19 protein-coding genes are annotated in these 23,216 nt (G+C 63.2%); 5 read left to right on the top strand and 14 right to left on the bottom strand.

All coding sequences use genetic code 11. The features are described 5' to 3' along the window. Window positions 1–38: 38 nt before the first annotated feature. Complete coding sequence (locus AAHK21_RS03755; protein WP_367858944.1) at window positions 39–755, top strand: alpha/beta fold hydrolase; 717 nt, start codon at window positions 39–41, stop codon at window positions 753–755. A 6-nt stretch (window positions 756–761) separates the two neighbouring features. Here the strand turns inward: AAHK21_RS03755 and AAHK21_RS03750 are convergent, their stop codons facing one another. Both AAHK21_RS03750 and nhaB read right to left on the bottom strand, forming a co-directional pair. After that, on the bottom strand, window positions 762–1,376 hold the full coding sequence (locus AAHK21_RS03750) for a dihydrofolate reductase family protein (protein WP_367856467.1): 615 nt from the start codon (window positions 1,374–1,376) through the stop codon (window positions 762–764). Between the two features lie 232 nt (window positions 1,377–1,608). Further along, the gene (gene nhaB, locus AAHK21_RS03745; RefSeq protein ID WP_367856466.1) at window positions 1,609–3,111 is read right to left on the bottom strand and encodes a sodium/proton antiporter NhaB; all 1,503 of its coding nucleotides are present in this window, start codon (window positions 3,109–3,111) and stop codon (window positions 1,609–1,611) included. A 151-nt stretch (window positions 3,112–3,262) separates the two neighbouring features. Here nhaB and AAHK21_RS03740 point away from each other — a divergent pair, with 151 nt between their 5' ends. Then, window positions 3,263–4,075: a crotonase/enoyl-CoA hydratase family protein gene (locus AAHK21_RS03740; RefSeq protein WP_023630716.1), complete on the top strand. Its 813-nt coding sequence runs from the start codon at window positions 3,263–3,265 to the stop codon at window positions 4,073–4,075. A gap of 35 nt (window positions 4,076–4,110) precedes the next feature. Next, window positions 4,111–4,941, top strand: a complete 831-nt coding sequence (gene nudC, locus AAHK21_RS03735; protein ID WP_367856465.1) for an NAD(+) diphosphatase — start codon at window positions 4,111–4,113, stop codon at window positions 4,939–4,941. A gap of 782 nt (window positions 4,942–5,723) precedes the next feature. Here nudC and AAHK21_RS03730 read toward each other — a convergent pair. From AAHK21_RS03730 to AAHK21_RS03700, 7 genes are all read right to left on the bottom strand, one after another. Further along, complete coding sequence (locus AAHK21_RS03730; RefSeq protein ID WP_367856464.1) at window positions 5,724–6,902, bottom strand: integrase core domain-containing protein; 1,179 nt, start codon at window positions 6,900–6,902, stop codon at window positions 5,724–5,726. A 170-nt stretch (window positions 6,903–7,072) separates the two neighbouring features. Then, window positions 7,073–8,436 (bottom strand): IS3 family transposase gene (locus AAHK21_RS03725; protein WP_367856463.1). Its coding sequence is split into 2 segments (ribosomal slippage): window positions 7,073–7,971 and window positions 7,971–8,436, totalling 1,365 coding nucleotides; the frame shifts between segments, so codons are not numbered across the junction. A 190-nt stretch (window positions 8,437–8,626) separates the two neighbouring features. Then, window positions 8,627–9,400 (bottom strand): TSUP family transporter, encoded by a 774-nt coding sequence (locus AAHK21_RS03720; RefSeq protein ID WP_046856185.1) that lies wholly within the window; start codon window positions 9,398–9,400, stop codon window positions 8,627–8,629. 163 nt (window positions 9,401–9,563) lie between these two features. Further along, on the bottom strand, window positions 9,564–10,916 hold the full coding sequence (locus AAHK21_RS03715; protein ID WP_367856462.1) for a glutamine synthetase family protein: 1,353 nt from the start codon (window positions 10,914–10,916) through the stop codon (window positions 9,564–9,566). 10 nt (window positions 10,917–10,926) lie between these two features. Further along, complete coding sequence (locus AAHK21_RS03710) at window positions 10,927–11,478, bottom strand: helix-turn-helix domain-containing protein (protein WP_046856183.1); 552 nt, start codon at window positions 11,476–11,478, stop codon at window positions 10,927–10,929. Beyond that, window positions 11,471–12,760 carry an NAD(P)/FAD-dependent oxidoreductase gene (locus AAHK21_RS03705; protein WP_367856461.1) on the bottom strand — a complete coding sequence of 430 codons (1,290 nt, stop codon included), beginning with the start codon at window positions 12,758–12,760 and terminating at the stop codon, window positions 11,471–11,473. The genes AAHK21_RS03710 and AAHK21_RS03705 overlap by 8 nt, the downstream gene beginning before the upstream one ends. Before the next feature lie 86 nt (window positions 12,761–12,846). After that, window positions 12,847–14,793, bottom strand: a complete 1,947-nt coding sequence (locus AAHK21_RS03700; RefSeq protein WP_367856460.1) for a DNA topoisomerase III — start codon at window positions 14,791–14,793, stop codon at window positions 12,847–12,849. A 237-nt stretch (window positions 14,794–15,030) separates the two neighbouring features. Here AAHK21_RS03700 and AAHK21_RS03695 point away from each other — a divergent pair, with 237 nt between their 5' ends. Then, on the top strand, window positions 15,031–16,881 hold the full coding sequence (locus tag AAHK21_RS03695; RefSeq protein ID WP_367856459.1) for a polyurethanase: 1,851 nt from the start codon (window positions 15,031–15,033) through the stop codon (window positions 16,879–16,881). 317 nt (window positions 16,882–17,198) lie between these two features. Then, window positions 17,199–18,161, top strand: coding sequence for an IS110 family transposase (locus tag AAHK21_RS03690; protein ID WP_367856008.1), 963 nt, complete (start codon window positions 17,199–17,201; stop codon window positions 18,159–18,161). A 93-nt stretch (window positions 18,162–18,254) separates the two neighbouring features. Here the strand turns inward: AAHK21_RS03690 and AAHK21_RS03685 are convergent, their stop codons facing one another. The 5 genes from AAHK21_RS03685 to mnmA all read right to left on the bottom strand — a co-directional run bounded on the left by AAHK21_RS03685 (window position 18,255) and on the right by mnmA (window position 23,200). Continuing rightward, window positions 18,255–18,689, bottom strand: coding sequence for a GNAT family N-acetyltransferase (locus AAHK21_RS03685; RefSeq protein ID WP_046856180.1), 435 nt, complete (start codon window positions 18,687–18,689; stop codon window positions 18,255–18,257). Beyond that, entirely contained in the window at window positions 18,682–19,848 is a 1,167-nt protein-coding gene (locus AAHK21_RS03680) for a cupin domain-containing protein (RefSeq protein WP_046856179.1), read from the bottom strand. The genes AAHK21_RS03685 and AAHK21_RS03680 overlap by 8 nt, the downstream gene beginning before the upstream one ends. 81 nt (window positions 19,849–19,929) lie before the next feature. Next, window positions 19,930–21,300 carry an adenylosuccinate lyase gene (gene purB / locus AAHK21_RS03675; RefSeq protein ID WP_046856178.1) on the bottom strand — a complete coding sequence of 457 codons (1,371 nt, stop codon included), beginning with the start codon at window positions 21,298–21,300 and terminating at the stop codon, window positions 19,930–19,932. Between the two features lie 152 nt (window positions 21,301–21,452). Continuing rightward, window positions 21,453–22,079, bottom strand: a complete 627-nt coding sequence (gene hflD / locus AAHK21_RS03670) for a high frequency lysogenization protein HflD (protein WP_038705842.1) — start codon at window positions 22,077–22,079, stop codon at window positions 21,453–21,455. Beyond that, window positions 22,076–23,200 (bottom strand): tRNA 2-thiouridine(34) synthase MnmA, encoded by a 1,125-nt coding sequence (mnmA, locus tag AAHK21_RS03665; RefSeq protein ID WP_046856177.1) that lies wholly within the window; start codon window positions 23,198–23,200, stop codon window positions 22,076–22,078. The genes hflD and mnmA overlap by 4 nt, the downstream gene beginning before the upstream one ends. Window positions 23,201–23,216 lie beyond the last annotated feature (16 nt).

The raw sequence follows: 23,216 nt of genomic DNA, 5'->3' as shown, positions 1-23,216 counted from the left end.
ACACTCTGGTGAGGCAGGCAATGGATACGCCCGTGGTAATGATCAATGGCCTGATCGGCTGCCTGGACCATCCAGCGTTTCATCACGTTCTGGGTCCAAGGCGGGTGATCGCCCCGGACCTGCTCGGCTATGGTCGCCTGGACGACATGCCGTCGACGCTGATCGACATCGACGCCCAGGTCGAGCACCTGCGACGGAGCCTGGAGGCTCACAATCTGCCTTATGTGCATCTGCTCGGCCATTCCGTGGGTGGAGTGGTTGCGATGCTGTTTGCCCAGCGCTACCCGGCCAATGTGGCGAGCGTGATCAGTGTCGAAGGTAATTTCACCCTGAAGGATGCGTTCTGGTCGGCCTCGGTGGCGCGCATGGCCTCTGCCGAGGCAGAGGCCATGCTTCAAGGCTATCGTGCCGACGCCGGCGCCTGGCTGGCACGCTCCGGCATCATGGCCAATGCCGCACGCCTGACGCTGGCTGGTCAGTGGTTGGCCCATCAACCGGCGAGTACATTGCAGGCCATGGCGCGTTCAGTGGTGGCGGTGACCGGCGTGCCAGGTTATCTGGAGGGCTTGCGTCGGTTGTTCGCCACTAAGCCCGTGCATCTGTTTGCCGGCGAGCATTCTCGGGCTGGCTGGGACGTGCCGTCATGGGCCGAGGAACAGACGGCCAGCTTCACGGTGTTGCCGCGGGTGGGGCACCTGATGATGCTCGAAGACCCGCAAGGCTTCGCCAGTGCCATCGCCCGCCTGCTCGACTGACTGGGTTCAGAACGATCCCGTTTGCACCTCGCCGCTGCGTGCGTAGTGGGCGAGCAATACGCCCTTGGGCGTGCTGCTCGACTCCACCAGAGTGAAGGCCGCGGCCTGGGCATCCTCACCGAACAGGCGCTTGCCACGCCCAAGCAGCAAGGGGTGGATCAGCAACCGCAGCTCATCCACCAGGCCGGCCGCCAGCAGTTGGCGTACCAGTTCGCCGCTGCCTTGGGTCAGCAGCGTCGGGCCATCCTTTTGTTTGAGGGCGCGGACAGCGTCCGGCACGTCAGCGCCCAACGGGTGACTGTTTTGCCAGTCGATGGATTCGGGATGGTGCGTGGCGACATGCTTGGCCACGCCATTGAACAGATCGGCCAAGGGCCGGTCCGGCGCCTCGGGCCCGACCTTTGGCCAGAACCCGGCGAAGATATCGTAGGTGCGCCGCCCCAGCAGCAGTTCGAACGGTTGGCTGAACAAGGTCTGCATGGCCTGGCCAAAGGCCTCGTCGGCCAGGGGCGGGATCCAGCCACCAAAGGTGAAGCCGCCGCTGGTGTCTTCCTCCGGCCCGCCGGGGGCCTGCATGACGCCGTCGAGGGTGACGAAGGCGGCGACGATGAGCTTGCGCATGGGGTGAACCTCCTCGTGGATGTGCTGGATAGTCGAACGGGGGTGGCGAGAATCGACAGCAGTGCTGAACGATAGTCAGGGTTCGACAGATGGGGGGCACGGAAGCAGAGAAAGCAGGTGCGGGATACGCGGTCATCTGTAGGAGCGGCTTCAGCCGCGATGCAGGCACCACGGTATCTGGCACCTGCTTTGCGGGTGATCGCGGCTGAAGCCGCTCCTACAGATGGTCCGGTTACAGCCAGTAGGTTACCGCCCACCAGCCCAGGCCGCCCATGACCACGGTATAGGGCAGCGCCATCCACACCATGCGCCCATACGACAGGCGAATCAGCGGTGCGATCGCCGAGGTCAACAGGAACAGGAACGCCGCCTGGCCATTGGGCGTGGCCACGCTGGGCAGGTTGGTGCCGGTGTTGATCGCCACCGCCAGGGTCTCGAAGTGCTCGCGGCTCATCGCGCCATTGACGAACGCCTGCTTGACCTCGGTGATGTAGATGGTGGCGACGAACACGTTGTCGCTGATCGCCGACAGCAGCCCATTGGCCAGGTACAGCATGCCCGGCTGCTGCTCGCTGGGCAGCGCCAGCACCCAGGCGATCAGCGGGCTGAACAGTTGCTGCTGGTGGATCACCGCGACCACGGCGAAGAACACCACCAGCAGCGAGGTGAACGGCATGGCGTCCTGGAACGCACGGCCCAGGCGATGCTCGTCGGTGATGCCGGTGAAGGCGGTGATCAACACGATGACCAGCAGGCCGATCAGGCCCACTTCGGCGATGTGCAGGCCAAGGCAGACGATCAGGATCAGTGCGGCCAGGCCCTGTACCACCAGCGCCACCCGTTGCGCCTGGGTGCGCGCGGCATCGTCCTCGGCGGCGTAGGTGGCCAGTACCTGGCGCACGCGCTCGGGCATCAGCGTGCCGTAGCCGAACAGCCGCAGTTTCTCCAGCAGTACGCAGGTCACCAGGCCTGCCGCCAGCACCGGCATCGACACCGGCGCGACCTTGCGGAAGAAGTCGGCGAAGTGCCAACCCATTTCATGGCCGATCAGCAGGTTTTGCGGCTCGCCCACCAAAGTGCAGACGCCGCCCAGCGCGGTGCCCACCGCGCCATGCATCAGCAGGCTGCGCAGGAATGCGCGGAACTGCTCGAGGTCTTCGCGGTGCAACTGTTCGACCTGATGGTCGCTGTCCAGCGCCGACTCCTCCCGAGGATTGGCGCCCGAGGCGACCCGGTGGTAGACGGCATAGAAGCCCACCGCGGCGCTGATGATCACCGCAGTCACGGTCAGGGCATCGAGGAACGCCGAGAGAAACGCCGACAACACGCAGAACAGCAGGCTCAGCATCGCCTTGGAGCGCACGCCGAGCAGGATCCGCGAGAACAGGAACAGCAGCAGCTCCTTCATGAAATGGATGCCGGCGACCATGAACATCAGCAGCAGGATCACCGGGAAGTTGTGCTGCAACTCCTCGTACAGAGCTTCGGGTGTGGTCAGGCGCAGCAGCAGTGCCTCGACCAGCAGCAGGCCGCCGGGCATCAGCGGGTAGCACTTGAGTGCCATGCCTAAGGTGAAGATGAACTGGATCACCAGCACCCAGCCGGTGACCACCGGGCCGAGGGTCGCCAGCAGCAAGGGATTGAGCAGCAGGAACAGGCAGATGACGGCCTTGTACCAACGCGGCGACTGGCCCAGGAAGCTGTGGGCGAGGGCGCCGGTCAGGGAACGGGACATGAATTTGTATCCTTTTGATTCAGCAGTGGCGCACGGTGCCGGATCGTGCGTCAGCGTGCAAGTTGTCCAGTCCGGCTTTTGGCACATGCACCGCCTTGCGGGTGCGCTAAGATCCGGCGTTGTGAATCCTTTCCCCACAGGAGTGCCGTCCGTGACCGAATACACCGCGTTCAAGGTCGAACTGACCGACAACATCGCCCACGTGCAGATCAACCGCCCGGAAAAGATCAACGCGATGAACGCCGCCTTCTGGGAGGAGCTGGTCCAGATCTTCCAGTGGATCGACGATACCGACGCGGTGCGGGTGGTGGTACTCAGCGGTGCCGGCAAGCATTTTTCCTCCGGCATCGACCTGATGATGCTGGCCGCATTGGCCCAACAGCTGGGCAAGGATGTCGGCCGCAACGCCCGGGTGATGCGTCGCACCATCCTGCGCCTGCAGGGTTCGTTCAACGCCGTGGACAACTGCCGCAAGCCGGTGCTGGCGGCGATCCAGGGCTACTGCATCGGTGGCGCCATCGACCTGGTCTCGGCCTGCGACATGCGCTACTGCGCCAGCGACGCGCAGTTCTCGATCAAGGAGATCGACATGGGCATGGCCGCCGATGTCGGCACCCTGCAACGTTTGCCGCGTATCATCGGTGACGGCATCATGCGTGAGCTGGCCTACACCGGCCGTATGGTCGATGCCCAGGAAGCGCTGCGCATCGGCCTGGTCAACCGCGTCTATGATGACCAGGCGGCGCTGCTCGACGGGGTCTTTGCCATTGCCCGCGAGATTGCCGCAAAATCACCGATCGCCGTGGCCGGCACCAAGGAAATGATCAGCTACATGCGTGACCATCGCATCGACGATGGCCTGGAGTACATCGCCACCTGGAACGCCGCCATGCTGCAGTCCGAAGACCTGCGCGTGGCCATGGCCGCCCACATGAGCAAACAGCAACCGACGTTCGCCGACTGACTGACAGTGGCGGGCGCCATCTAGGGACCCGAACCATGTCAGCACGCTGGACAACCGTAGTACTCGACCCGCAGACCACCGGGGGGCTGGCCGTCGCCCGCAGCCCGGATGGGTTCCTGATGGACGCCAACGGCGCGCTGTTCCCCCGTGACTGGCTCAAGCGCCAGGACCTGGACGTGTTGTGCGAGCATGGCATCGGTCACCTGGACGGCGAGCCGGTGTTCCTGCTGGAGCTGCGCAGTGCCAGCGAAGTGTCGGGTTGCGGCTGGCAGGGGCTGCGGCGGTTCATGCTCGAGGGGGACTTCGATACGTATAAGGTGCTCGGTTATGCCGCGCAGATTGGCACCTGGGCCCGCGAGCACCGTTTCTGTGGCAGCTGTGGCCAGCCGATGACGCAGATCCACTGGGAGCGGGCGATGTATTGCCAGCCGTGCGATTTGCGCAGCTATCCGCGGATTTCACCGAGCATGATCGTGTTGATTACTCGCGGCGATGAGGTGCTTTTGGCCCGTTCGCCACGCTTTGTCACCGGGGTCTACAGCACCCTGGCCGGGTTCGCCGAGCCGGGGGAGTCGGCCGAGGACTGCCTGGTGCGCGAGGTGCGGGAGGAGGTGGCGGTCGAGGTGAAGAACATCCAGTACGTGGGGAGCCAGTGCTGGCCGTTTCCGCATTCGATGATGCTCGGGTTTCATGCTGAGTATGCTGGGGGGGAGATTGTCATGCAGGCGGATGAGATCGAGGATGCGCAGTGGTTCAATGTGCATGAGTTGCCGCCTTTGCCGGCGGGGCGGTCGATTGCGCGGTATTTGATTGATTTGTATGTGGCGCGGCGGTTGGGGATGCCTGAACCGGTTTTGCCTGTCTGATTGCTGGTTGCTGGTTGCTGGTTGCTGGTTTCTGGTTTTAGTTGGGTTGGTTGGTTTTGAAAGTTGTATGCGCATTCATTTGCGATGGTGACGCTTATTCACCTTTCCGCCCTTACGGCGGGTCCCTTTTTGAAGGATCAAAAAGGGACCAAAAAATCCTCGCTCCATTCATCCGGCCCTCCGCTTCGCTCCGGGTCCCCTCACTCCGGCCTTGCTCCCGGGAGGACCGCGCTGAACGCCCCATCCTGGGGCGCAGCGCTTGACGGGCATCCATGCCCGTCACCTCCCTCCGCAAGACCTGCGTTCGGCCTCCTGAAGTCGCGGAGTTACGGGCGGCGCCTGCACTAACGCAGCTAGTCGCTAGTTGCCATTGTGGGAACTCTAGATCAACACCGCGGGGGAAGCCCGCTCCCACCAAAGTTTGACTACGTGATTCAACGTGGGAGCGGGCTTGCCCCGCGATGGCGTAATGAAAAACAACATAACATTCACTAAAAAACCACAAGTTCTGCTCTTGATCTGCTCTTGATCTGCTCTTGATCTTGCTTCTAAGTGCGCGATAGTTCAGGCGCCGCCAATTGCGACTTCAGGAGGCCGAGTGGAGTTCTTGCGTAGTGGGGCGACGGCCATGGATGGCCGTCGAGCGCTGCGCCCCAGGATGGGGCGTACAGCGCGGTACCCACGGGAGCAAGAACGGAGCGAGGGAACCCCGGAGCGCAGCGTAGGGGCCGTATGAATGGAGCCATGTACGGATCACCCACATGGGTTACACAAAAGTTCACTCACATAGGTGACAACACCTTGAGTGTTACATAACCATCAGTGGCATCCCGCACATCGACCCTGCCAAGGATGATGGGGCCGAAAATAACATCCCAGATGCCATCCCCAACCTGCTCCAGTCCAATGGTCTGGTGCTTGAGCACATAACCTACGTAGATCCTCAAGCCCCGGCGATTGATGATGCCGGAGCTATCAGCCGGCAAGCTCTCGATATGACTGGGATAGGTCATTTCGGGGAGCTTTTCAGGGAATGGGCGTGGAGATGGCTGGTAGCAAGACGCCGGTGTTTTCTGCTTCAGCGCTTCATGCAAGCGCTCATGATTGTAGTGCTGCCGAAAGCGATCAAAGTGCCGTTGTTGAGCCTCCCAGGCCACTGCCGGCGGCGATGGGAGCGTGCTTTTGAGCGTTCGATGCATGCGCTCGTGGCGGCCATTTTGTTCAGGCCGACCAGGCGCAATACGCTCGGGAATGATGCCTAGACGCAGCCACCAGATCGACAGCTGAGAAAGTCCCGCACGCCCCTTACTGGCAAACGGCACACCGTTATCGGTACGAATCCGCTCAGGCAAGCCATTCTCTCGGAACACTTGGGTGAAAACGGCCTGGGTTTCCAGCAGGTTGGTATTGGGCATGCTGTGACAGGCGAGCAGGAAACGACTGGCGTGATCCATGATCGTCAGCGGATAGCACCAGACGCCTGCACCTGTCAGGAATTGACCTTTGTAGTCCGCACTGAACAGCTGGTTAGGCGACTCGGCCTTCTCCAGGGGCTTGGGATAGACCGCTACACGCTGACGTAAGCGGCGTGGTTTGACCAATTCGGCTTTCTTGAGGATGTTGTAGATCGCTGTCTTCGAGGGCGGCGCCTGATCAGGGAAACGCTCCTGCAGCGCAGCCTGGATCTTTTTCGGCCCCGGTTCCGTTTCGCCTCGACTGCGCAATTCGATGATGGCTTCGCGAACTGCGGCGGGTACGACCCAATCCTGGTTCAACCGGCGGCGGCTGCGTTCTTCCAGCCCCGAAGGCCCCTCTTTCTCATATCGCTCGACCCATTTGTAGCCGGTCTTTCGGCTGATCTCGTAGGCCTGGCACAGGGCGCTGAAGCTGGGCGGCCCCTGCAGGTAATCCGCGATGAAAAGCATTTTAAGGTCCATAGGTTTCAGCTCTCGCCAAGGCATGGTCAGATCCTCGAAAACCGACCCTGCCAGTTAAAGACTGTTACCTATGTGCGTGAACTGATTTGTAACCCATGTGGGTGAGTCATACCGCCAGCGGTTTTTGCCTACTTTTGCCCAAGAGCAAAAGTAGGTCGCCGTTGAACTGACCCCCGAAAGTTGGACAGGTAGCGCTATGCGGCCAGCGCTTGGGTTCGGAATTCTACCGGACTCAAGCCATTCAGTCTGAGACTGATGCGTTCTTGGTTGTAGTAGGCGATGTAATCCTCTAGCCCTGATGCCAGTTGCTCAACACTTTCAAACGATTCCAGGTAAAAAAACTCGCTCTTGAGCGTGCCGAAAAAGCTTTCCATGGCGGCGTTGTCCAGGCAATTGCCCTTACGTGACATGCTCTGCTCGATATTCTTCCCAGCCAGCATATGCCGGTAAGTTGGCTGTTGATATTGCCAGCCTTGATCGGAATGCAGTATCGGTTTGTCACCTGGATTCAGCCGCTCGAAGGCTTGCTCCAGCATTGTCGAAACCATCTTGAACTCAGGACGCCGGTTGATCTGATAAGCAAGGATCTCGCCGTTGTACAGGTCCATCACAGGCGAGAGAAACAGCTTCTGCCCCTTTACCTTGAACTCTGTCACGTCGGTTGCCCATTTCTGATTGGGGGCTTCTGCCTTGAATTTGCGTTTGAGTAGATCAGATGCAACAACCCCCTCGGAGCCTCGGTACGAGCGATATTTCTTAACTTTGACCAGAGATTTGAGGTCCATCAACTGCATCAGTCGCTGCACCTTCTTGTGGTTGACCACCTCGCCATTGTGCCCGAGGACCGCAGTGATACGACGATAGCCGTACCGCCCCTTATGTCCGTGATAGAGGCTGTTGATGCGCTCTTTGAGAGCAGCATGCTTGTCAGCCACCAGCACTTTGCTTTGGTAATAAAAGGTACTGCGTGCCAGCCCTGCAGCACGTAGCAGCAGAGCAAGTCGATGCCCGCGCCTCAATCCTTGGATAGCCTGCGTTTTCTTGCCTGCGCAGTTCGAGGGTCCGCTTGGATCAAGGCATCGAGCTTTTTTAGATAAGCATTCTCCGCGCGCAGGTATTCCAGCTCTTCGAGCATTTGCTTTGGTGTCAGCTCGCTGTCCGCTGGGGTGGGCGGGCTTGTGCTGGACTGTTTTGATGGCTTGCGGGGCATGCTGAACTCTCGGGTACGGCGCGGGTGAAGGGCTTCTACTCCGCCTTTATCGTACAACCTTTTCCATTGCCTGATGCTACTCGGGCCGCGGATATCAAACTGCACGCAAGCTTGCTGGGCGGACAGTCCGTCTTGCTCAATGCACTGCAAAACCTTCAATTTGAACTGCGCGTCGTAGTGGCTGTACTTGGCAATCAAACCGGCTGCACCGTGTTGCTCGTAGCCCTTTACCCAGCGGCGTAACAGCGATGGACTCAGGTCATGCTTGAGCGCCACCTCATGAACACTGCGGGCAGAAAGGCACTCTTCGATGAGTGCCTGCTTGAGTGCCAGGTTGTATTTCGTCATGGAACACCCTCCGGTTGGGGATAAGGTGTCCAACTTTCGGGGGTCAGTTCACGTAAAGGCGAAAAGGTGACTAGATGTCGACACATTTCAAGAATATGTATGCAAAAATCAAAACAATCGAGCCAGAGCCAGAGCCAGAGCCAGAGCCAGAGCCAGAGCCAGAGCCAGAGCCAGAGACAAATCCAGATCCCTACCCAAACCAATGCTGCCAAGCCAACCGCACAGTCAACGCCAGCACCACAGTAATAAACACCGGCCGAATGAACTTGCTACCCCCGCTGATCGCCGTCCGCGCCCCGAAAAACGCCCCGACCATCACCGACACCCCCATGCACAACCCAACGATGTAATCCACCTGCCCGGAAATGACAAACACCGTCAGCGCCGCAATGTTGCTGACAAAGTTCATGCTGCGCGCCACACCACTGGCCCGAACCAGGTCGATGGGATAGAGCAGCAACGTGCTCACGGTCCAGAAAGCACCGGTACCCGGCCCGGCAACGCCGTCGTAGAAGCCCAGGGTGAAGCCCTGCGGAAACTGCCACTTCCTTTTGATCGGCGCATCGGCGTCCACCGGCGCCTTCGGTGTACCGCCGAACAGCAGGTAGACGCCACAAGCGAACACGATCACCGGCAGCATCTTGTTCAGCCACTCGGCCGGCATGTAGTGAGCCACCACCGCACCGATCAACGCGCCCACCAGGGTGCCGACGATCGCCAGGCGCCATTGCGCCGGGTGGAACAGCTTGCGCCGGTAGTAGGTGATACTGGCCGTGGCCGCGCCGAAGGTCGAGCTGAGCTTGTTGGTGCCCAGCACCAAGTGCGGCGGCATGCCGGCGGTGAGCAGCGCCGGGGTGGTCAGCAGGCCGCCGCCACCGGCGATGGCATCGATGAAGCCGGCGACAAAGGCGACCAGGGCGAGGATCAGCAGGGTGAGCGGTTCTACGGTGAGTTCGAAGGGCATGAGGGCACGGGCAGGCTGGACGGCGGGGTGCGGCAAACGGCCGCGCTAGAGGGGCACATGGTAATCCCGGATGGTAGGGGTTGCCAGTGCCGCCTCATCGCGGGGCAAGTCCGCCCCCACGTCTGTTCGTAGCGCGTGGGGCGGGCTTGCCCCGCGAGGGATGTCACAGGAACCAGCGATACTCCCGCGCACTGACTTCCTGGAGAAACGCCAGGTGGTCCTGGCGCTTGTTCTCGCAATAGACCATCACGAACTCCGCGCCCAATCCCTCGTTGACCGCCGGATGCCCACGCATCGCTGCCACCGCGCCGAGCATGTCCTTGGGAAAGTCGATCCCGCTGCCACGGTCCTCGTTCAGCGGCGCGATGGGCTCCTGCGCGGCATCCAGCCCGTGCTCCATGCCGCACAGGATCGCCGCCAGCACCAGGTACGGATTGGCATCCGCCCCGGCCAGCCGATGTTCGATTCGCAGGTTGCGTGTATCCGACTCCGGGATGCGGATACAGGCGTCGCGATCCTCGAAGCCCCAGCTGGCGCGGCTGGCGGCGTTGACCATGGCCCCGTAGCGACGAAACGCATTGTGGTTGGCGGCGAAGATCGGCATGCAATGTGGCAGCAGCGCCAGGCAACCAGCTACGGCGTGGCGCAGCGGCCGTTGGTTATCGGCAGACAACAGGTTGTTGCCCGCCGGGTCGTACAGGCTGACATGCACATGCATGCCGCTGCCCGGCGCGTGCAGATAGGGTTTACTCATGAACGAGGCGCGCAGCCCGTGCTTGAGCGCCACGCCTCGGGTGCTGCGGCAGAACAGCGCCGCCCAGTCGGCGGCGCGCAGGCCATCGTCGCAATGGCCGAAGTTGATCTCGAACTGGCCGGGACCCAGCTCCGCGGTAATGACGTTGGCGTCCACCCCTTGGGCGTTGGCGGTCTCGACCATTTCGCGCAGTACGTCGGAAAACCGCGACAGGCGCTCGATATGCATGTTCGGCTGGTCGTCCGCATCGCCACTGGCCGGGTCGCGGGGGAACTGCGGCAGGCCCTCCTTCAGCGTCTTGTCGAACAGGTAGAACTCCAGTTCGAACGCCACCACCGGGCGGATGCCTCGGCGTTCGAGGCGTTGCAGGACGCGGGCCAGCACCTCGCGGGGTTCGAATTCGATGGGCGCCGCAGTGCCGTCCGAGGTGATCAGCATCTGCCCCAGCGGCTCTCGCTCCCAGTTCACCGGCTTGAGCGTGCCGGGCACCAGGCGGCGCGGGGCGTCCGGGTCGCCATCGTTGAAGCAGTAGTCGCCGATCGGGAACAGCCCGCCCTGCACGCCGAGCAGTACGCAGTTCTGCGGCAGCTTGAGCGGGCTGCCGGCGGCGACTTTTTCCAGCATGTCGATGGGGTAGCGCTTGCCGTAGAAATGCCCGGGGATGTCCAGGCTGATCAGGTCGACGTAACGCACGTCGGGGTGTCGGGCGCGGAAGGCGCGCACTTCGCTGAGCAGATCGGGGAAGCCTGTTGTACTTGTCATTGGCATGCTCTCAACGGAAGACCCAGAGAACCCGGGTCGTTCGGGCGGTCAGGTTGGCGTAGCGGAACTGGCTGTGGGGTGGCAGCTGGAAGCTGTCGTTGGGGCTGAGGGTGACGGCGTCGTCGCGGCCCTCGAGCCATAGGGTCAGTTCGCCCTCGAGGACGAAACCGCCTTGTTCCGAGCTGTCGTCCAGATGCCCCTCGCCACTGCTGGCGCCGGGTGCCAGGTGGCTTTCGAGCATGGCGAAGCGGCCATTGAGGGTCGGCGAGACCAGCACGTCGGTGACCCCGGCGGCGTAGTACAGGGTGCGGCGCTCGCCGGGGCGGGTCACCCAGTCGATCTCGCGGGGCGGCACGGCCTGATAGAAATAGGTGGTAGGTACGCGCAGCGCTTCGCTGATGGCAGTCAGGTCGGCCACCGTGGGCCGCGACAGGCCGCGTTCGACCTGGGAGAGGAAGCCCAGCGAGCGGTTGACGCGAGTTGCCAGCTCGTCGAGGGTCAACCCCCGATGCTTGCGCAGGTCGCGTACCTGGCGGGCGAGGGCTTGGATATCGTCAGACATGGTCGCGCATCCTGTACCAGGCCTTGGCCGCCGCCTCCAGTGGCGCGGCCAGCAGGTCGCCACCAGGGAAGCGGCCGTTGTCGATGCCCTGGTAAAGCTTCAGCAGGTCGTCGTCGCCGAGGATCGCGTCGCTGACCGCGCGTGCACCGGCCAGGGTCGGTAGTACGCCATGGCCGGAAAAACCCTGCAGCCAGTAGCGCTGACCCTGGCGCCCGATATCCGGCGTGCGCTGGATGCTGCAATCGATGTGGCCGCCCCAGGCATGCTCGATGGCGACCCCTTGCAACTGTGGGAACACCCGCTCCAGGTACGGCCGGGTGGCGCCGGCGACGTCCTTGGGGATGCCGCCGAGGTACGTGCAGCCACCGCCGAACAGCAAGCGGTGGTCGGGTGTCAGGCGGAAATAGTCGGGGACGAACTGGTTGTCGATCACGCAGCTGTTGCGTGGCAGCAGCGAGGCGGCGAAGTCGGCGTCCAGCGGCGCCGTGGCCACCTGGTAGGAGCCCACCGGCAGCAGACGACGCGAGAGCGTGCGGTCGAGGCGGTCGATATAGGCGTTACAGGCCAGCACCATTACACGACTGCGCACCTCGCCCTGATCGGTGCGGGCGGCGAAGCCGTCGGCGTGTTCCTGGTAACCGATCACCTGGCTCTGCTCGTAGATCCGCCCGCCATGCGCTTCGATCACGTCGGCCAGGCCCTGGGCCAGCTTCAGCGGGTTGAGGTGGGCGCCATTGGGATCGTACAGCGCGGCCTGGTAGCGGGGGCTGTCGATCCATTCGGGCAGTTCCTCGCGGTCGATCAGGCGCAGGCAGTCGTAGTCGAACTTCTCCTGTGCTTCACGCCGGGCATCCTCCAGCAGTTTTACCCGGCGCGGCAACACGGCGGTCCACAGACTGCCCAGGCGGTAATCGACGTCGAAGCCATGGCGCTGGGGCAGTTCGCGCAGCTCGCGGGCGGCCCAGCACATGCTGTCCCACAGGCGCCGGCTGCGCTCCAGGCCCAGGGCTCGCTCCAGCGGGGGCATGTCGCACGACCAGCCCAACAATGCCTGGCCACCGTTGCGGCCCGAGGCGGCCCAGGCCACCCGACTGGCTTCCAGCAGGGTCACGCGCTGGCCGGCCAATGTCAGGCGCAGGGCCGTATGCAGGCCGCTGAAGCCGGCACCGACGATGAGGATGTCGGTGTCGTGGTCGCCCTGCAGGGTGGGGCGCAAGGGGATGGTGGTGGGGTAGGTGCGGGCGTAGTAGCTGGCGACGTGCTGGGCGGATTGCTTGAACATGTCGGGGCCTTGTGAAATTTTTTCTGATTATTTTCATGAAAAAATAGCAGAGGATTTTCATTGCGCCAGTAGATGGCGTCATCGAGCTAGGTCGCTGCCTTGCGCCGCGGCTGTCGGGGCTTGCCGGCGGTTGTCTTGCCCTTGCCAGCGCTTTTGCGCTTCTTCTTCCAAGGTGCCGCGGCTTTGCCCGCCGCTGGCCCGCTGATGGTCAGGCGCATGCCGCTGCAGCGTTGCACCAGCTTGCCCATCCACGCCGATTGCCGGGCGACGAACTCTTCCAAGCTCATTTCCCCGCTTTGCACCATGTCCAGCGCCTGCTCCCAGATCGCCGTGGTGCCAGGATCGGCGATGGCCCGGGGCACGGCGTCGATCAGGCTGAAGGCGGCAGGCGTGGCCGACAGGGCCTTGCCGTTCTTGACCAGGTAGCCACGGTCGAGCAGGCCCTGGATGATGCTGGCGCGCGTCGCCTCGGTGCCGATGCCGGTGGTTTCCTTGAGCTTCTGCTTGAGCCTGGGGTCGTCCACCAGCTTGGCGACGTTCTTCATCGCCTTGATCAGGTCGCCTTCGGTGAAAGGCTTGGGGGGCTGGGTCCACAGGTCCTTCAGTTGCAGGTCCCGCACTGAACAGTCCTGGCCTTCGCGCAACGCCGGCAGCACTTGGGCCGGTGGCGCTTCGCGACCCTTGGCCGGGGTCAGCGCCTCGGGCAATGCCCGGCGCCAGCCCGGTTCGACGATCTGCTTGCCCACCGCCCGCAACGCATGGCCGGCGCAATCGAACTCGGCCTGGGTGCGGTCGTACTCATGGTTTGGCAGGAACTGCGCCAAATAGCGGGCGCGGATCAGGGTGTACACCGCCTTGTACTTGGGTGGCAGGCGCGCCGGGTCACTGGCGGCGGCGGTGGGGATGATGCCGTGGTGGGCGCTGACCTTCTGGTCGTTCCACGCCCGCGAACGGCGCTGTGGGTCCAGGTAGTCCCGCAGCGGCGCCAAGCTGCTGTCGGCGCGCTGCAAGGCGGCGAGGATGGCGGCGGCCTCGCCATGCTGGCTGAGGGGCAGGTAACCACTGTCGCTGCGCGGGTAGGTGATGAGCTTGTGGGTCTCGTACAGGGCCTGGGCGATGTCCAGGGTCTCCTGGGCGCCGAGGCCGAGCTTCTTCGAACACAGCTCCTGCAGGGTGCCGAGGTCGAAGGGCAGCGGCGCGGCTTCGCGCACCCGTTCGGTGGCGATCTTCAGCACCCGGGCGCTGCCGGCAGCCTGCATGTCGGCAGCGGCTTGTTGCGCCAGGTCCTGCTTCAGGCAGCGGCCCTGATCGTCGCAGGCGTCCTCGGGGGCGCGCCACTGGGCGTTGAACACGGCGCCCGCACTTTCCAGTTGTACGTCGATGGCCCAGAACGGCACGGGTACGAAATCGGCGATGCTGCGGTCGCGGTCCACCACCAGGCGCAGTGTCGGAGTCTGCACCCGGCCCACCGGCAGCACGCCTTGGTAGCCGGACTGGCGGCCGAGCAGGGTGAACAGGCGGCTCATGTTCATGCCGATCAGCCAGTCGGCCCGCGAGCGGCCCAGGGCCGAATGGTAGAGGCTGAAGGTCTCCTGGCCGGGCAGCAGGCGGCAGAGGGCCTTGCGGATCGAGGCATCGTCCAGCGCCGACAGCCACAGGCGCTGGATCGGCCCGCGGTAGCGGCAGTGCTCGACCAGCTCGCGGGCAATCATCTCGCCCTCGCGGTCGGCATCGGTGGCGATCACCAGTTCCCGGGCCTCGCCCAGCAGGCGCTTGACCGCCTTGTACTGGCTGGCGGTCTTGGGCTTGACCGTCATCTTCCACTTTTGCGGGATGATCGGCAGGTCTTCGAGGGTCCAGCGTTTGTAGCGCTCGTCGTAGCTGTCCGGCGGGGCGGTCTCCAGCAGGTGGCCGATGCACCAGGTCACGCAGACATCGGTGCCTTGCCAGCAGCCATCGCCGCGGCGCTGGGCGCCGAGAACCTTGGCGATGTCTTTTGCCTGGGAGGGCTTTTCGCAGAGAAAGAGGCGCATGGCCGAAAACGCTTCATCGTGAAAGTTGGTCACTAGGATGCGCAAGCCAGGGCGCGCAGGCAAGTTTTATCTGTATGCATGTACAGGTTTTTTGCCCGCATCTTTGGCAGGGACGTCATCCCTTCGGGTTGGACGAGGTGGCAAATGCGTGCCAGCTTTGCCTTTCGCCCGTCAGTCGTGTCACCGGACGATGTCGCTGGGGTGTCCTTCCTACAAGAACAACAGGGATGTAAACCAATGCCCGTATTCGATTACCGACAGCTCGACAGCACTGCCTCCTCTGCGCTGTACAAGGACGCCATGGCGCTGGCCACCTACGCCTACCATGGCATCGACGATGGCTTCAGCGCCGGCTACCAGAAGTACGGCTTCGGCCTTGGCCTGCCGGCCACGCTGGTCAAGGCGCTGATCGGCGGCACCGACAGCCAGGGGGTGATCCCCGGTATCCCCTGGAACCCCGACTCCGAAGCCAGGGCCCTGGCCCAGGTCAAGGCCGCCGGCTGGTCGCCGATCAGCGCGGCGCAACTGGGCTACCAGGGCAAGAGCGACGCCCGCGGTACCTTCCACGGCGAAGCGCCGGGCTACACGTCGGCGCAGGTGGAGATCCTCGGCCGCTACGATGCCGCCGGCCAGCTCAGCGGCATCGGCATCGCTTTTCGCGGCACCAGCGGCCCGCGCGAGAACCTGCTGGGCGACACCATCGGTGACGCCATCAACGACCTGCTGGCGGCGATCGGCCCGGCAGGCTATGCCCGTGATTACGCCGGCAACGCATTCGGGCAACTGCTCGCCGACGTGGCGGCCTTTGCCAAGGCCAATGGCCTGAGCGGCGCGGACATCACTGTCAGCGGTCACAGCCTCGGCGGCCTGGCGGTCAACAGCCTGGCCGACCTGAGCGGCTCGCGCTGGGGTGGTTTCTACCAGGATGCGCGCTACGTCGCCTTCGCCTCGCCGACCCAGGCCGCCGACGCCAGCAAGGTGCTCAATATCGGCTATGAGAACGACCCGGTGTTCCGTGTGCTCGACGGCACCTCGGCGACCTGGGGCACCCTGGGCGTGCACGATGGCGTCAAGGCCTCGGCCACCAACAACATCGTCAACTTCAATGACCACTACGCGTCCGACGCCTGGAACCTGCTGCCGTTCTCCATCGGCAACATCGCCACCTGGCTGTCGCACCTGCCGACGGCCTACACCGATGGCCTTGGGCGTGTGCTGGACTCCTCCTTCTACCAGTGGACCAGCCGCGACTCGACCATCCTGGTCAGCAACCTGTCGGACGTGACCCGTGGCTCGACCTGGGTCGAGGACCTCAACCGCAATGCCGAGCCGCACAAGGGCAGCACGTTCATCATCGGCTCGGACAAGGACGACCTGATCCATGGCGGGCGCGGCAACGACTACCTCGAAGGCCGGGCCGGCAACGATACCTTCCGCGATGACGGCGGTTTCAACCTGATCGATGGCGGCGCCGGCCATGACACCCTGAAGCTGCAGGATGCCTTGGCCAACCTGAGCATCGCCCGGGATGGCGAAGGCACGCTGTACGTGCGTGACGCCGAGGGCGGCATCAGCCTGGTGCGCAATGTCGAGAGCTTGGTGAGCAAAGAGTCGAGCCTGCTGATCTTCAGCAAGGAAGTCAGTCACGGGGTGGCGGCGCAGGGGTTGTTCGAAAGCGGCAAGATCACCCCCTACGCGTCCTCGCTCAACGGCACCCAGGCAGGCGACCAGTTGGTGGCGGGCAATCAGGGGCAGTGGCTGTTCGGCCTGGGCGGTGACGACCGGCTGCAGGGCGGCGCCGGCAATGACGTGCTGGTCGGCGGTGCGGGCAACGATGTGCTGCTGGGTGGCGGGGGGCGCGACACCTTCCTGTTCAGCGGCCATTTTGGCCAGGACCGGGTGCTGGACTTCACCGGCCAGGATCGACTGGTGTTCATTGGCGTGGAAGGTGGCACCGCCGCGCCGGACTGGCGTGCCCATGCCAGCCAGGTGGGGGATGACCTGGTGCTGAAGTTCGGCGGGGACAGCGTGACGCTGGTGGGGATTGCGGGGCAGGGCGTTGGGGATGGGCAGATCGTGATTGCCTGATCCTGGGGCTGCGGTTCGTCGGCACGACAAGCTGGCTCCCACAGGCAAAGCGCTGTTTGTGGGAGCAATTGTCTTGTGCTGTTTGTAAGGGCCTCATCGCTGGCAAGCCAGCTTGTATGGTTAGACTTGAAGGGGTGGTGGGACTAAATGCCCGATTCTGACTGTTCGCATCAGTACAGACCGTGGGAGACATCGCCCCACCCCTTCCACCAAAGCGCCGATAAAGAATGCATCGTTTGCAAGCGACGATAGAAGCAAGCCAGCGCCTCTTGGTGAAACCCCTTCAAGCCAAAAAACCATAACGTGAGGAAGCGCCCATGGCAATGCAGGTTGGCAAGCTGATCGTGGGTGCGGATGTCGCGAAAGCTGAACTGGTGATTCATCACGATGATCGCGATGAGGTCATCAGGCTGAAAAACGCCAAACTCGAAATCAAAAGATGGCTGAAACAGCAGCCTCTCAACACGGCTATTGCTGTTGAGGCGACTAATGTTTATCACCTCGATCTGGTTGAACTGGCTCACAGCCTAGGCTTCGAGGTGTATGTCATTGATGGGTTCCAGCTGAGCAACTACCGGAAAAGCGTGGGTGGACGAGTGAAAACGGATCCTTCTGATGCTCGGCTGCTGTCCCGGTTTTTGAAAAACGAGGGGGAAGACCTTCGCCCTTGGACTCCTCCTCCCGCCGTCTACGGCAAGCTACAGAGCCTTCTTCGACGCAGATCGGCCTTGGTGACTGCTCGCACTGCAATGATGCAGAGCTGGGCTAATGAAGCCTTGTTGAAAGTCGCCTTCAAAACCTTTGTAAAATCCATAGACAGGCTGGATCTACTGATCCAAAAAAAGATTAAGGAAGTGCTGCGAGAAGCTGGCCTGCACGAACAAGTTGCCCGCTGCCAAGCGATAGAGGGCATTGGTTTTCTCACCGCTACGGCATTGGTGATGGCCTTTATGCGGGGCGAGTTCAAAAGCAGTGACTCGTACATTGCATTCCTGGGAATGGATCTACGAGTCAGTGATTCAGGACAGAAAAATGGACGCCGCCGCCTGACGAAAAGAGGCTGCTCGGAGATCAGGCGTCTATTGCATAACGCCGCCATGGCGGCGAGCCGATCGGCTGCTTGGAAAGACGTCTACGAACAATATCGGAAAGCGGGTAAAGCAACGACACAGGCGCTGGTAATCCTGGCTAGAAAGCTTGCACGAGTGGCATTCGCCCTGATGAAAAACCAGGACGAATATGTCACTAAAGGCGGAAAACTGGCTTGCTGCAAACCATAGAATCTCCCACAGGGGCCGCGCTTGGCTTGAGAGCGGCGCGGTCGGTGTGGGAGCCGGCTTGCCGGCGATGGCTGGCGCTAGCCGGCCCGTTGCTCAGGCGATCTCGCGCGAATCCCGAACCATGTCCACATGCGGGATGCCGGCCTCGAGGAACTCCTCGCTGACCACGCGGAACCCCAGGCGCTCGTAGAACGGCGTTGCGTGCACCTGGGCGCTGAGCATCTGCTGGCTGAGGTCGCGGTTCTGCGCCTCGATGATCACCGCGCGCATCAGCGCGTCGCCCACGTTCAGGCCGCGCCAGTCCTTGAGCACCGAAACCCGGCCGATGGTGCCGTCAGGCAGCAGGCGGGCAGTACCGATCGGGTAGTCGCCCTCCAGGGCCAGGAAGTGCACGGCGGTCGGGTCTTCTGCGTCGAATTCCAGCTCCGGCGGTACGTGCTGCTCGGCGACGAACACGGCGCTGCGGATGCGGTGGATGTCGGCATTGTCCTTGTGCCAGTCGGCCAGTCGAACACTGATCTTATTCATCGGCGAATCCCAGGCTGCCTTGCATGACCAGTTGTTGTACCAGCATCAGGCCGTCTTCGTCCTGCAGCCACTGGCCAAGGTTGTCGATGTGCAGGGCATCGGCGGCGCACACCAGCTTGAGCAGTTCGCGCAGTTTGGCCGGCAGTGGGCAGCTGCGCCCGCTGGCGAACAGCATCAGGTCGTCGTTGAGCTCGGACCAGGCCATGCGTGCGCTTGGGTTGCGGATCAGCACGGCGCCCTGTTCGAGGTAGTTGATCAGGTCCTGCTCGCTCAGCTCTTCACCGACAACCTGCTCAGGGTAGCGCGGCTCGGTCATGAACTGGCCGAACCAGGTCAGCAGCAGGTCCTTGTCGGACATATGCTTGTCGATCAGGGCCTTGAGGCGGTCGAGGGCATCGTGCTGGATCTGGTGCGGGTCGCTGACCGGCTGGGCGTCGGCATCGCTGTAGCGCTCTTCATCCGGCAGGAACTGGCCGAGGAAATCGGTGAAGTGGGTCAGCACTTCGGCGGCGCTCGGGGCGCGGAAACCGACTGAGTAGGTCAGGCACTCGCTCTCGGCGACGCCGTAATGGGCCAGGCGCGGCGGCAGGTAGAGCATGTCGCCGGGTTCCAGGGTCCACTCGTCGCTCTGCTCGAAATCAGCGAGGATGCGCAGGTCGGCGTGGTCGATCAGGGCGCTGTCGCTGTTGCACATCTGGCCGACTTTCCAGTTGCGCGTGCCGTCGCCTTGCAGCAGGAACACATCGTAGTTGTCGAAGTGCGGGCCGACGCTGCCGCCCGGCGCGGCGTAGCTGATCATCACGTCGTCGATACGCCAGCTCGGCAGGAAGCGGAATTCTTCCAGCAGCTCGGCCACTTCCGGGACGAACTGGTCCACGGCCTGTACCAGCAGGGTCCAGTCACGCTCGGGCAGGTCGCTGAAGGCGTCCTCGGCGAACGGGCCGCGGCGCAGCTCCCACGGGCGCTCGCCGTGCTCGAGCACCAGGCGCGACTCGACTTCTTCTTCCAGGGCCAGGCCAGCCAGCTCGTCGGCATCGATGGGGCTGACGAAGTCAGGGAAGGCCTGACGTACCAGCAGTGGCTTCTTCTGCCAGTAGTCGCGCAGGAATTCACGGGCCGTGAGGCCGCCCAACAGTTGCAGTGGAGTATCAGAATTCATGTTCAACCTATTGAAAAAACGTAATTTTCGTACGGGAATAAAAACGCCCGGCCAGGCCGGGCGTTGCACGCGACGGTCAGCTTAGATGCGTTTGGCCTGGGCCACCGCGTTGCCGATGTAGGTCGCCGGGGTCAGCTGCTTGAGCTCGGCCTTGGCTTCGGCCGGCATGTCCAAGCCGTCGATGAAGGTCAGCAGCGCGTCAGGGGTGATGCCCTTGCCACGAGTCAGCTCCTTGAGCTTCTCGTAGGGGTTCTCGATATTGAAGCGGCGCATCACGGTCTGGATCGGCTCGGCCAGGACTTCCCAGCAGGCGTCCAGGTCGGCGGCGATACGGGCTTCGTTGACTTCCAGCTTGCCGATGCCCTTGAGGCTGGCCTCGTAGGCGATGACGCTGTGGGCGAAGCCCACGCCCAGATTGCGCAGCACGGTGGAGTCGGTCAGGTCACGCTGCCAGCGCGAGATCGGCAGCTTGCTGGCCAGGTGCTGGAACAGCGCGTTGGCGATACCCAGGTTGCCTTCGGAGTTCTCGAAGTCGATCGGGTTGACCTTGTGCGGCATGGTCGAGGAGCCGATTTCGCCGGCAACGGTCTTCTGCTTGAAGTAGCCCAGCGAGATGTAGCCCCAGACGTCGCGGTCGAAGTCGATGAGGATGGTGTTGAAGCGGGCGATGGCGTCGAACAGCTCGGCGATGTAGTCGTGCGGCTCGATCTGGGTGGTGTAGGGGTTGAACACCAGGCCCAGCTCGTCTTCGATGAAGGCGCGGGCGTTGGCTTCCCAGTCGATCTGCGAGTAGGCCGACAGGTGAGCGTTGTAGTTGCCCACGGCGCCGTTGATCTTGCCCAGCAGCGGCACGGCGGCCACTTGCGCGATCTGGCGCTCCAGGCGGTAGACGACGTTGGCCAGCTCCTTGCCCAGGGTGGTCGGCGAGGCTGGTTGGCCGTGGGTACGCGACAGCATCGGCACGGCGGCGTGGGTGTGCGCCAGGGTGCGGATCGCTTCGGCGATCTGACGCATCAGTGGCAGCAGCACTTCGTCACGGCCGGCGCGCAGCATCAGGGCGTGGGACAGGTTGTTGATGTCCTCGCTGGTGCAGGCGAAGTGGATGAACTCGCTGACCTTGGCCAGCTCAGGCAATTGCGCGGCCTGCTCCTTGAGCAGGTACTCGATGGCCTTGACGTCGTGGTTGGTGGTGCGCTCGATTTCCTTGACGCGTTCGGCGTGCTCGAGCTTGAAGTCGGTGGCCAGGCTGTCCAGCACGGCGTTGGCTTCGGCGCTGAACGCCGGCACTTCGCCGATCTGCGGGTGGGCGGCCAGGCGCTGCAGCCAGCGCACTTCGACCAGGGCGCGGAAACGGATCAGGCCGAATTCGCTGAAAATGGGGCGCAGGGCCTGGGTTTTGCCGGCATAACGGCCGTCTACAGGGGAAACCGCAGTGAGCGAGGAGAGCTGCATGGGGTGTTCTCGGACAGTCAGGCTTTTGGAAGGGCGCATATCATACATGAAAAATGCGCCCGGGTCGGGTGGCTGACCAAAGGTCGGGCCATTTCGAAGCGTGTGGTGTCTGGCGCGGAAGCGGCGGCGCACCGCCGCTCCCACGGTTCATTTCAATCAGCGGTACGCATCATCCCGTACAGCTCGTTGAGCAGCTTGCGCCGGCTGAACACCAGCTGCCAGCGGTGCCCGCCCAGCTGGCGCCACAGGCGCGCGGCGCGGATGCCGGCCAGCAGCAGGGCGCGGATCTTCGAAGCGTTGCTGGCCTGCTGCAGGAAGCGCATGTCGCCATGCACCTGGATGCGCTGGCGCAGGGTGCTCAGGGTGTCCTGGTACAAGGCTCCGCTGGAGGCGATGACGTTTTCATGAACCAGGCCGAAATGCTCGGCCTGGGACTGGATCTGCGGCAGGCGGTTGCCGATGGTGTCGAGCATGTCGCCACGCTTGTTCAGCTGGCGCTCAAGGCCCAGCATCGACAGGGCGTAGCGCAGCGGCTCGCGTTGCAGGCTGCTGGGGTCGCGCTCCAGGGCGCCGACCAGCGCCCGGTAGCCGTCGCGCAGGTTGATGTCGTCGCCGCCGAACACTTCCAGGGTGTCCTTGGGGTCGACCACCAGCAGGCTGCCGAGCATGCAGCCGATATTGGCTTCACTGGCCTGGCCGGTGCGGGCGATGCGGTCCACCAGCACGGCGGCCTGGAACACGCCGCCCAGGGCAATCAGTTGCTCCTGGAGGTTGTTCATGGGCGCGGGCTCCAAGGCTCGGCGACTTCGATCACGCCGCCGCCCAGGCATACCTCGCCGTCATAGAACACCACCGACTGGCCCGGGGTGACGGCGCGCTGCGGCTCGTCGAACACTGCGCGGTAGCCGCTGGCGGTCTGCTCCAGCGTGCACTGCTGGTCGCCCTGGCGGTAGCGCACCTTGGCGGTAAGCTTGCGCGGGCTGGACAGGTCGATCGGGTTTACCCAGAAGATTTCCGAGGCCAGCAGGGCGCGGGAGAACAGCCACGGGTGCTCGTTGCCCTGGCCGACCACCAGCACGTTGCGCGAGAGGTCTTTTTCCAGCACGTACCACGGCTCGTCGCTGGCGTCCTTCAGGCCGCCGATGCCCAGGCCCTGGCGCTGGCCGATGGTGTGGTACATCAGGCCGTGGTGCTGGCCGATCACTTCACCCTCGGTGGTCTGGATCTCGCCCGGCTGGGCCGGCAGGTACTGCTTGAGGAAGTCGCTGAAGCGGCGCTCGCCGATGAAGCAGATACCAGTGGAGTCCTTCTTCTTGGCGGTGGCCAGGCCGTGTTTCTCGGCGATGGCGCGTACCTCGGGTTTTTCCAGTTCGCCCACCGGGAACAGGGTGCGGGCGATCTCCTTGCCGCCGACGGCGTGCAGGAAGTAGCTCTGGTCCTTGTTCGGGTCCAGGCCCTTGAGTAGCTCGGTCAGCTCGCCAGTGTCGCGGCGGCGCACATAGTGGCCGGTGGCTATCAGGTCGGCGCCCAGGGACAGGGCGTAGTCGAGGAAGGCCTTGAACTTGATTTCGCGGTTGCAGAGGATGTCCGGGTTCGGCGTGCGGCCGGCCTTGTACTCCTCGAGGAAGTGCTCGAACACGTTGTCCCAGTACTCGGCGGCGAAGTTGGCGGTGTGCAGCTTGATGCCGATGCGGTCGCACACGGCCTGGGCGTCGGCCAGGTCTTCGCGGGCGGTGCAGTATTCGGTGCCGTCGTCCTCTTCCCAGTTCTTCATGAACAGACCTTCCACCTGGTAGCCCTGCTCCATGAGCAGAAGGGCGGAGACGGAAGAGTCCACGCCGCCGGACATGCCGACGATGACGCGGGTCTTGGCGGGGTCTTTGAGTGCTGGGCTGGTCATGGCTACCGATGTGTAT

The sequence above is a fragment of the Pseudomonas sp. TE50-2 genome, from assembly GCF_040813665.1.
GTDB classification, from domain to species: Bacteria; Pseudomonadota; Gammaproteobacteria; order Pseudomonadales; family Pseudomonadaceae; genus Aquipseudomonas; species Aquipseudomonas soli.
Note: the sequence above shows the minus strand (reverse complement) of the source record. Positions and strands in the feature narration are given on the sequence as shown.

What these genes read in the sequence shown, in the direction of transcription:
- AAHK21_RS03755 (WP_367858944.1), top strand. Translation starts at nt 39, where the DNA reads ATGATCAATGGCCTGATCGGCTGCCTGGACCATCCAGCGTTTCATCAC.
- AAHK21_RS03750 (WP_367856467.1), bottom strand. Translation starts at nt 1,376, where the DNA reads ATGCGCAAGCTCATCGTCGCCGCCTTCGTCACCCTCGACGGCGTCATG.
- nhaB (WP_367856466.1), bottom strand. Translation starts at nt 3,111, where the DNA reads ATGTCCCGTTCCCTGACCGGCGCCCTCGCCCACAGCTTCCTGGGCCAG.
- nudC (WP_367856465.1), top strand. Translation starts at nt 4,111, where the DNA reads ATGTCAGCACGCTGGACAACCGTAGTACTCGACCCGCAGACCACCGGG.
- AAHK21_RS03730 (WP_367856464.1), bottom strand. Translation starts at nt 6,902, where the DNA reads ATGCCTTGGCGAGAGCTGAAACCTATGGACCTTAAAATGCTTTTCATC.
- AAHK21_RS03720 (WP_046856185.1), bottom strand. Translation starts at nt 9,400, where the DNA reads ATGCCCTTCGAACTCACCGTAGAACCGCTCACCCTGCTGATCCTCGCC.
- AAHK21_RS03715 (WP_367856462.1), bottom strand. Translation starts at nt 10,916, where the DNA reads ATGACAAGTACAACAGGCTTCCCCGATCTGCTCAGCGAAGTGCGCGCC.
- AAHK21_RS03710 (WP_046856183.1), bottom strand. Translation starts at nt 11,478, where the DNA reads ATGTCTGACGATATCCAAGCCCTCGCCCGCCAGGTACGCGACCTGCGC.
- AAHK21_RS03705 (WP_367856461.1), bottom strand. Translation starts at nt 12,760, where the DNA reads ATGTTCAAGCAATCCGCCCAGCACGTCGCCAGCTACTACGCCCGCACC.
- AAHK21_RS03700 (WP_367856460.1), bottom strand. Translation starts at nt 14,793, where the DNA reads ATGCGCCTCTTTCTCTGCGAAAAGCCCTCCCAGGCAAAAGACATCGCC.
- AAHK21_RS03695 (WP_367856459.1), top strand. Translation starts at nt 15,031, where the DNA reads ATGCCCGTATTCGATTACCGACAGCTCGACAGCACTGCCTCCTCTGCG.
- AAHK21_RS03690 (WP_367856008.1), top strand. Translation starts at nt 17,199, where the DNA reads ATGGCAATGCAGGTTGGCAAGCTGATCGTGGGTGCGGATGTCGCGAAA.
- AAHK21_RS03685 (WP_046856180.1), bottom strand. Translation starts at nt 18,689, where the DNA reads ATGAATAAGATCAGTGTTCGACTGGCCGACTGGCACAAGGACAATGCC.
- AAHK21_RS03680 (WP_046856179.1), bottom strand. Translation starts at nt 19,848, where the DNA reads ATGAATTCTGATACTCCACTGCAACTGTTGGGCGGCCTCACGGCCCGT.
- purB (WP_046856178.1), bottom strand. Translation starts at nt 21,300, where the DNA reads ATGCAGCTCTCCTCGCTCACTGCGGTTTCCCCTGTAGACGGCCGTTAT.
- hflD (WP_038705842.1), bottom strand. Translation starts at nt 22,079, where the DNA reads ATGAACAACCTCCAGGAGCAACTGATTGCCCTGGGCGGCGTGTTCCAG.
- mnmA (WP_046856177.1), bottom strand. Translation starts at nt 23,200, where the DNA reads ATGACCAGCCCAGCACTCAAAGACCCCGCCAAGACCCGCGTCATCGTC.